Annotated in this window: 5 protein-coding genes and 1 tRNA gene; 2 read left to right on the top strand and 4 right to left on the bottom strand. The window is 70.3% G+C overall.

Translation table 11 applies throughout. The annotated features are described in order from the left end of the window. Positions 1-325: 325 nt before the first annotated feature. Both AC08OU_RS20845 and AC08OU_RS20840 read right to left on the bottom strand, forming a co-directional pair. Positions 326-402: transfer RNA gene (locus AC08OU_RS20845), tRNA-Pro, on the bottom strand. Positions 403-430: 28 nt separating this feature from the next. After that, the gene (locus AC08OU_RS20840) at positions 431-1,375 is read right to left on the bottom strand and encodes a metallophosphoesterase (protein ID WP_476602049.1); all 945 of its coding nucleotides are present in this window, start codon (positions 1,373-1,375) and stop codon (positions 431-433) included. A gap of 141 nt (positions 1,376-1,516) precedes the next feature. Here AC08OU_RS20840 and AC08OU_RS20835 point away from each other — a divergent pair, with 141 nt between their 5' ends. Continuing rightward, positions 1,517-1,975, top strand: a complete 459-nt coding sequence (locus tag AC08OU_RS20835) for a GatB/YqeY domain-containing protein (protein ID WP_476591545.1) — start codon at positions 1,517-1,519, stop codon at positions 1,973-1,975. A gap of 27 nt (positions 1,976-2,002) precedes the next feature. Here the strand turns inward: AC08OU_RS20835 and AC08OU_RS20830 are convergent, their stop codons facing one another. Further along, positions 2,003-4,645, bottom strand: a complete 2,643-nt coding sequence (locus AC08OU_RS20830) for a penicillin-binding protein (RefSeq protein WP_476602048.1) — start codon at positions 4,643-4,645, stop codon at positions 2,003-2,005. Between the two features lie 552 nt (positions 4,646-5,197). Here AC08OU_RS20830 and AC08OU_RS20825 point away from each other — a divergent pair. After that, on the top strand, positions 5,198-5,554 hold the full coding sequence (locus tag AC08OU_RS20825) for a WhiB family transcriptional regulator (RefSeq protein ID WP_462185921.1): 357 nt from the start codon (positions 5,198-5,200) through the stop codon (positions 5,552-5,554). A 163-nt stretch (positions 5,555-5,717) separates the two neighbouring features. On the opposite strand, the gene bagB is transcribed toward AC08OU_RS20825, so the two are convergent. Beyond that, positions 5,718-6,926 (bottom strand): ATPase BagB (bagB, locus tag AC08OU_RS20820; RefSeq protein WP_476605612.1); only part of this gene is annotated, 1,209 nt, incomplete at its 5' end.

The raw sequence follows: 6,926 nt of genomic DNA, 5'->3' as shown, positions 1-6,926 counted from the left end.
CCCTCGTTATTACGGTCGACTGCACTGATCCCTATCCTGAGTGGCCTGATCGGACTGGTTGCGTCCACCGTCTGGGGGGGATTTCGGCGAATGCAAGCCGCGCAACGCGGCAGGGCAGCAATCGGCCGAAGACGGCAGGCCGATCGGTGCCCTGCCGGCGCCTAGCTGCCGGCTCAGTGCTCGCGGCCGAGGAGGATGTGCGGGTAAGGGAGAGCGGCCGTGGGGTGGACGGGTAATCGGGTAGGACGCTCAGAAGCGGCCGATCCCCCCCCGGGCGGCAGGAACCCCGCCTCCCTGCCGGGGAGACGGGGTGCGACGCGTCATCTGGTCGGGGTGGCGGGATTCGAACCCACGACCTCTTCGTCCCGAACGAAGCGCGCTACCAAGCTGCGCCACACCCCGTGACCGAGATGAAGCATACCCGACGGGCTCAGTGGTCCGACGGGGTGGGGTCGCCGGCCGGCAGCCCGGCCGGCACCAGGGTGAGCAGGGTCGCCTCCGGCCGGCAGCCAAGGCGCAGCGGCGCGAACGGGGACGTGCCCAGCCCGGGCGACACGTGCAGCCAGGACGACCGCCCGTCGACCTCGTGACGGGACAGTCCGCGAACCCGAGCCCGGTCCAGCCCGCAGTTGGTCACGAGCGCCCCGACTCGGGGCAGCCGGATCTGGCCCCCGTGCGTGTGCCCCGAAAGGGTGAGCCCCACCCCGTCCGCCGTGAACGCGTCGAGGACCCGCGGTTCCGGTGTGTGGGACAGTCCCAACGCGAGCTCGACGCCGGGCTCCGGGGGGCCGGTCACGACCGCGAGCCGGTCGCGGCGCAGCCGGGCGTCGTCCACGCCACGCAGGTCGATCCGGCGACCGTCGACCTCGATGACCGCCCGCACGTTGGTCAGCTCGGTCCACCCGCTGGCGGCGGCGAGACCACCGGCGAAGGCCGCCCAGTCCAGCGGAGCGCCCTTGGGCTCGGCCTCGTCGCCCCGCCGGAGGTAGCGGTGCGGGCTCTTCAGGGCCGGGACGAAGTAGTCGTTGTTCCCCGGTACGAAGACCCCGGGGAACGAGTAGAGCGACTCCAGCGCGGCGAGCAGGGGATCCCGGGCGTCGGCCGCGGACAGCACGTCACCAGTCAGGGCGACCAGGTCGGGGACGAGCCGGGCCAAGTCCCCCAACCAGGCGAGCTTGCCATGCTGACGGGGGGTGACGTGCAGGTCGGAGATGTGCAGCACGCGCAGGGGGCGCGCGCCGGCCGGCAGCACCGGGATCCGCACCCTCCGCAGGGTGTACGCCGTGCGCTCGTACAACCCGCCGTAGGCCGACACGAGCGCCCCCGCGGCCGCGACACCCACGAGAGTCCTCGCCGCTGTGTGACGCGCGTTCATCGTCCCAGTCTCACCCACCGCGGACGGTGACCTGCCGCCACCCGGCCCGGTTCCGCGCGCCACCACGCCGCACGCCACCGGGTGCCCCGCCGACGGAACCGGCGTGACCACCGTGCCCGCAGACCATAGGCTCCGGTGGTTATGAGCACCCTCAAGGAACGTCTGCGCGCCGATCTGACCGTCGCGATGAAGTCCCGTGACGAGCTGCGGACGTCCACCCTGCGGCTGGCCCTGGCCGCGGTGAAGGATGCGGAGGTGGCCGGCAGCTCCGCGCGGGTCCTCGACGACACGGAGGTTTCGAAGGTCCTGACCCGCGAGGTGAAGAAGCGCCGGGAGGCGGCCGACGCCTACACCGCGGCCGGTCGCGGCGACCAGGCGGACCGCGAGCGGGCCGAGGGCGAGGTGATCGAGGAATATCTGCCGAAGCAGCTCGGCGACGACGAACTGGCCACGATCATCGACCAGGTACTCGCGGGTCTGGATGTCAGCGGTCCACGAGCGATCGGTCCCGCCATGAAGTCCGTGCAGGCCGCGGTCGCCGGCCGGGCCGACGGCGGCCGGGTCGCCGCACTCGTGAAGGCCCGGTTGGCGGGCGGCTGAGCGAGCCGCGCGGCCCGCGTGAGCCGGTCAGCGCAGCCGGCTCTCGCCCTGGCCCCGGCCACCCCTGCCGTCCTCCCGGGCCAACGGCCCCGAGCCGCCTGAAGCGTTCAGCTGCCGACGCAGGTCCGTGCCCGGCTGGCCGCCCCCGGCCGGTCGGCCGTCATTCGGCTGGGCGAGCGTTCCGAAGCCGGGTAGCGCCGATCCACCCGGCAGGACGGCCGTGCCGGTCAGCCCCCCGGAGATCTGCAGGGTGACCTCGGTGTTGAGCGAGACCTCACTGCCTGGGGCGGGCGACATCGCCACGACGGTGCCGGGAGGCGCCGGATGCGGGACCGGCTGCGACCTGACATGGAAGCCCAGCTGGACGAGCGTCTGCTCGGCGACCTGCTGCGGCTGCCCGACCACGTCCGGCAGTACCTTCGTCGGCACCTTGGGCTGGGTGTTGTCCGGGGTCGGCAGCGGTTCGACCGGTAGCCCGAGGCCGGCGATCGTCCGGATCATCGTGCGGGACCACACCTGGGCGGGATATCCGCCACCGAAGACGTTGCGACCCTTCACATTGATCAGGGGATGCGACGTCGGTCCGCGCGGGTCCGCGAGGGTCACGGCCGCGGCGAGCTGGGGGATGTAACCCGCGAAGGAGGCGGTGCTGAACCCCTCCGCGGTGCCGGTCTTGCCGGCGGCCGGCCGGCCGATCTGCCCGTTCCCGCTGGCCGTCCCGTGGTTGATGACCCCCTGCAGCACGGCGCTGACCTTGTCCGCAATCTTCGGGTCGAGCACCTGCTGGCAGGGAGCGCCGGTGTCGAAGGGAAGCGGCCGGTCCGTCCCGCCCACCCGCTGGGTGATCGCGAGCACGGTCCGCGCGTCGCACTTCCTGCCCCGCGCGGCCAACGTCGCGTAGGCGATCGCCAGATCGAGGGTGCTGATCTCGTTGGATCCGAGGGTGGAGGAGCCGTCAACCCGGCCGATCCCGTCCACCCCCCTGCATTCGGGATCGTTGTTGTTGTGCTGCCGGATCCGGCACGAGGTGACGCCCATGCGACGGGCCACCTCGGCCGTCTTCAGCACGCCCAGCTTCTCGGCGAGCTGGATGTAGTAGGTGTTGACCGATGACCAGGTGGCGGTCGTCAACGAGTAGAAACCGTCCTCGCTGGAGTCGGCGTTGCCGTAGCAGTTCTTGCCCTGGGGATCCGGGTTCGGGAAGACGTTCGAGTGGTAGCAGAGGGGGGCGTGCAGCGTCGTGGAAAGCGGTAGTCCCGATTCGAGCGCGGAGATCAGAGTGAACACCTTGTAGGTCGATCCCGAGGAGAACGAGTCCTCGTCGACGGGATAGATCTCCTTGGTGTGGACGAAGTCCGTGGACAGAGCGGCGGGCTGTCCGTCCGCCGCCGGGCCGTAGACCCGGTTGATCGCCAGGGCGAGCACCTGGCCGGTGTTCGGCTGCACCATCGCGACGCTCGCCGCCACCCGGTTCCCGATCGGGATGACCTCGGTCGCGGCCGACTGCGCCGCCTGTTGCGCCACCGGGTCCAGCGTCGTTCTGATCGTGAGGCCGCCCTCGAACAGCAGTCTGCGCGCGTCCTCCTCCGTCGGGGCGAAGGATCTGTCGTTCAGCAGCCGCTGGCGCACGAGGGCGCAGAAGAACGGCGCGACCGAGTCGGCGCAGGGATCGGCCGAGTGGGGCGGCCGGTTGAGCACCACCTCGCCGTCGTGCGCCTGGTGAAAGGCCGCCGCGTCGATGTGATGAAGTTCGAACATGCGGTCGAGGACCACGTTGCGCCGTTCCCGCGCCGCCTGCGGATGCATCACCGGGTTGAAGGCGGTCGGGTTTTTCACCAGGCCGGCCAGCAGCGCCGCCTGCGGCAGGGTGAGCTTGTCGACGTCGACGTTGAAGTAGTGCTGCGCGGCTACCTGGACGCCGTACGCGCCATCGCCGAAGTAGGCGATGTTGAGATAACGCTCGAGGATCTCGTCCTTACTCAGATGGGCTTCGAGGTACAGCGCATAACGCGCTTCCCGAAGCTTGCGCTGGACGGTCTGCTCGGTCGCGGCCTCCTTCGCCTCGGCCGTCGTCGCGGACATCAGAAGAACGTTCTTGACGTACTGCTGGGTCAGGGTCGAGCCGCCCTGGGTGACCTCGCCGTTCTCCCGGTTGGTGAGATACGCCCGGACGAGACTCTTGTAATCCAGCCCGTCGTGCTCGTAGAACCGGGAATCCTCGATGTCGATGATCGCCTGACGCATCACCGGCGGAACGCGGCCCAGGGACACGACCTCGCGGTCCTGCTCCCCGCGCAGCACGGCGAGGACGTTCCCCCGCGCGTCGAGGACGCGCGACGCCTGGGCCAGCGGGGGGACAGCCAGGTTGGCCGGCAGGTCGAGGAAGTCGTCCGCGCCGCCCTTGACGGTCAGTCCGGCCGCCCCCACCACCGGCAGGGCCAGCATGCCGACGAGCACGCCCGCCACCACGCTGATCACACCGGCGCCGAGCAGCCGCGTGGCCACGAACCCCAGCCGGCGGGCCGATGATGCGATGGGACGAGGCGCGGGCTGGTCGACGTCGCCGAAGCGGAGTTCGTCAGGCTCGTACCGGCGCCCCGGTACACGATCGCGGGCGGAATCCTCGAACCGCCCACGACCGGGCGTGGGGTGCCCAGGGGGCGCGGTCATCCAGGGACCTCCGTCCAGCCAGGCTGGGCCACCCGTCGGAGCATACGGGCCAACATTCGATCAACAAGCGCCACCCCCGCCGCCCCGATTTCCACGAACACCGCAAGGCGGCGGCCCATCGCAGCCGATAATGCCGTGAGCTGGGACGTCGCAGTTCCAGCCCCGGCCGGCGACCCTGCCGGTCCCGGGCGCGCCCCGGAGGACCGTGACAACCTCCACACCGGCTGCCCCGCCGTCCACGCTCCACACCTCTACTTTTAGGCGTCATCGTGATTTCTGTCCCACAGTGGGGCAATCTCGTCAAAACGGAAACGAAGCGATGAAGAACCCGCACCACCTCCGAGCCGATACCTCATTGTCACGCAACAGACATGCGGAAGTCACAGACAGCACTACCATGGCGATCCGGATCAATGGCCCGGACTAGTCATTTGGACAACCACCCGTGTGGGGTCTGTGCCGTGGCCACGCCACTCCGTACGGTTTCGGGGCAACGCCACGTCACCACCCGCACGGGCCCCTGACCCGGACTCGAGAAGAAAGGCAGGTGGCATGACCAGAAGCCTGACCCCCACCGTCAGCACGCCACGCCGTGCCAACACGACCCATCTCGTGGGTTCCACCGTCGACGGCGACTGGACGGCCCACGCCGCCTGTCGCGACCTCGACCCGGATGAGCTGTTCGTCCAGGGCGCCGCCCAGAACCGGGTGAAGACCCGGTGCTTCGGCTGCGCCGTCCGCACCGAGTGCCTCGCGGACGCTCTCGACAACCACGTCGAGTTCGGCGTCTGGGGGGGCATGACCGAACGGGAGCGTCGCGCGCTGCTACGTCGCCGCCCGGACGTCACGTCCTGGCGGAAGCTGCTCACGGACGCCCAGGCCGATCACAGATCGGCCTCCGCCGGCTGATTCAGCGGTGGTCCGACCAGTCCCCCAAGGCCGATCGGATCCTTCGCCGGCTATCCCCGCCCGAGGACAACGTCGTCCCGGTCCGGGATCACACACATCCGCTGTCAACCGCGTTCTCTCGCCCGGATGAACCGGGGCTCGCCGATCAGGATGATCAAGCTGATCAAGCGGTCCGATCCAGCCGTTCGTCACGCGCGAGCGCATCGCCGATCTCCCGCAGTCCGACGAGATCGTGCACGTCTTCCGACAACGCCTCCACCTCCACCATCGGGGTGTCGGGATGGGCGCTGGTGAACCGCTCCCGCAGCCGCGCCTCCCGGCTCGCTAGCCGGACCCGATCGGCGTGGATGCGCAGCACCGCGGCGGCAAGCGGATGCTCCCCGTGCTCCTCGAGGTTCTCGGCGGCGGCGAGGCTGCGCTCGACGTTGAGCGCCTCGGCATCGCTGTGGTGCATCCGGTTCACGACCAGTCCGGCGAGGGGCATCCCCTCCGCGTCGAGCCGATCGACGAAGTAGGACGCCTCCCGTAGCGCCGCGGCCTCGGGCGCGGCGACCACGATGAACGAGGTGCCGGGATCGCCGAGCAGGCGGTAGGTCTCCTCCGCCCTCGCCCGGAAGCCACCGAACATCGTCTCCAGTGCCGCCACGAACTGGCTGACGTCGGTCAGCAGTTGGGCGCCGAGCACCTTGGTGAGGACTCGAGTGAACATGCCGAGGCCGGCGCCGAGCACCTTCACGTACGCCCGCCCGCCGGCCTTCGCCGGCGCGAGCAACAGTCGTAGCAGCCTTCCGTCGAGGAAGGCCCCGAGCCTCGTCGGAGCATCGAGGAAGTCCAGTGCCGACCGGGTCGGGGGCGTGTCGACCACGATCAGATCCCACATGCCGGTGGCGTCGAGCTGGCCGAGCTTCTCCATCGCCATGTATTCCTGGGTGCCGGCGAAGGAGGACGACAGCGACTGGTAGAAGGGGTTGGCAAGGAGGGCCTCGGCCCGCTCGGGGGTGCTGTGCGCCAGGACGATCTCGTCGAACGTCCGCTTCATGTCCAGCATCATCGCGTCGAGGCGACCACCGGCGGCACCGGCCACCTCGCGTGGGGTGTTGTCGAGCGCGGTCAGGCCCAGGGCCTGGGCGAGTCGCCGCGCCGGGTCGATCGTCAGGACGACGACGTTGCGCCCGCGCTCGGCCGCCCGCAGCGCGAGCGCCGCGGCCATGGTCGTCTTGCCGACCCCACCCGAGCCACAGCAGACCACGATTCGTTCCGTGTCGAGCATCGCGTCGACGTCGAGCAGTGGCACGCCGGCCGGATGCGGACGCGTCCGGCGCGTTCCCGGCCCGCCGCGGCGCGCCGCCGACTGCCGGACGCTCCCCGCTGC

It is taken from the genome of Frankia sp. CcMO1 (assembly GCF_977945845.1).
The sequence above is the reverse complement of the archived record's forward strand: the minus strand, read 5'-3'. Positions and strand labels throughout refer to the sequence as shown.

Coding starts and splice junctions, on each gene's coding strand:
- AC08OU_RS20830 (WP_476602048.1), bottom strand. CDS start 4,645: ATGACCGCGCCCCCTGGGCACCCCACGCCCGGTCGTGGGCGGTTCGAG.
- AC08OU_RS20840 (WP_476602049.1), bottom strand. CDS start 1,375: ATGAACGCGCGTCACACAGCGGCGAGGACTCTCGTGGGTGTCGCGGCC.
- AC08OU_RS20835 (WP_476591545.1), top strand. CDS start 1,517: ATGAGCACCCTCAAGGAACGTCTGCGCGCCGATCTGACCGTCGCGATG.
- AC08OU_RS20825 (WP_462185921.1), top strand. CDS start 5,198: ATGACCAGAAGCCTGACCCCCACCGTCAGCACGCCACGCCGTGCCAAC.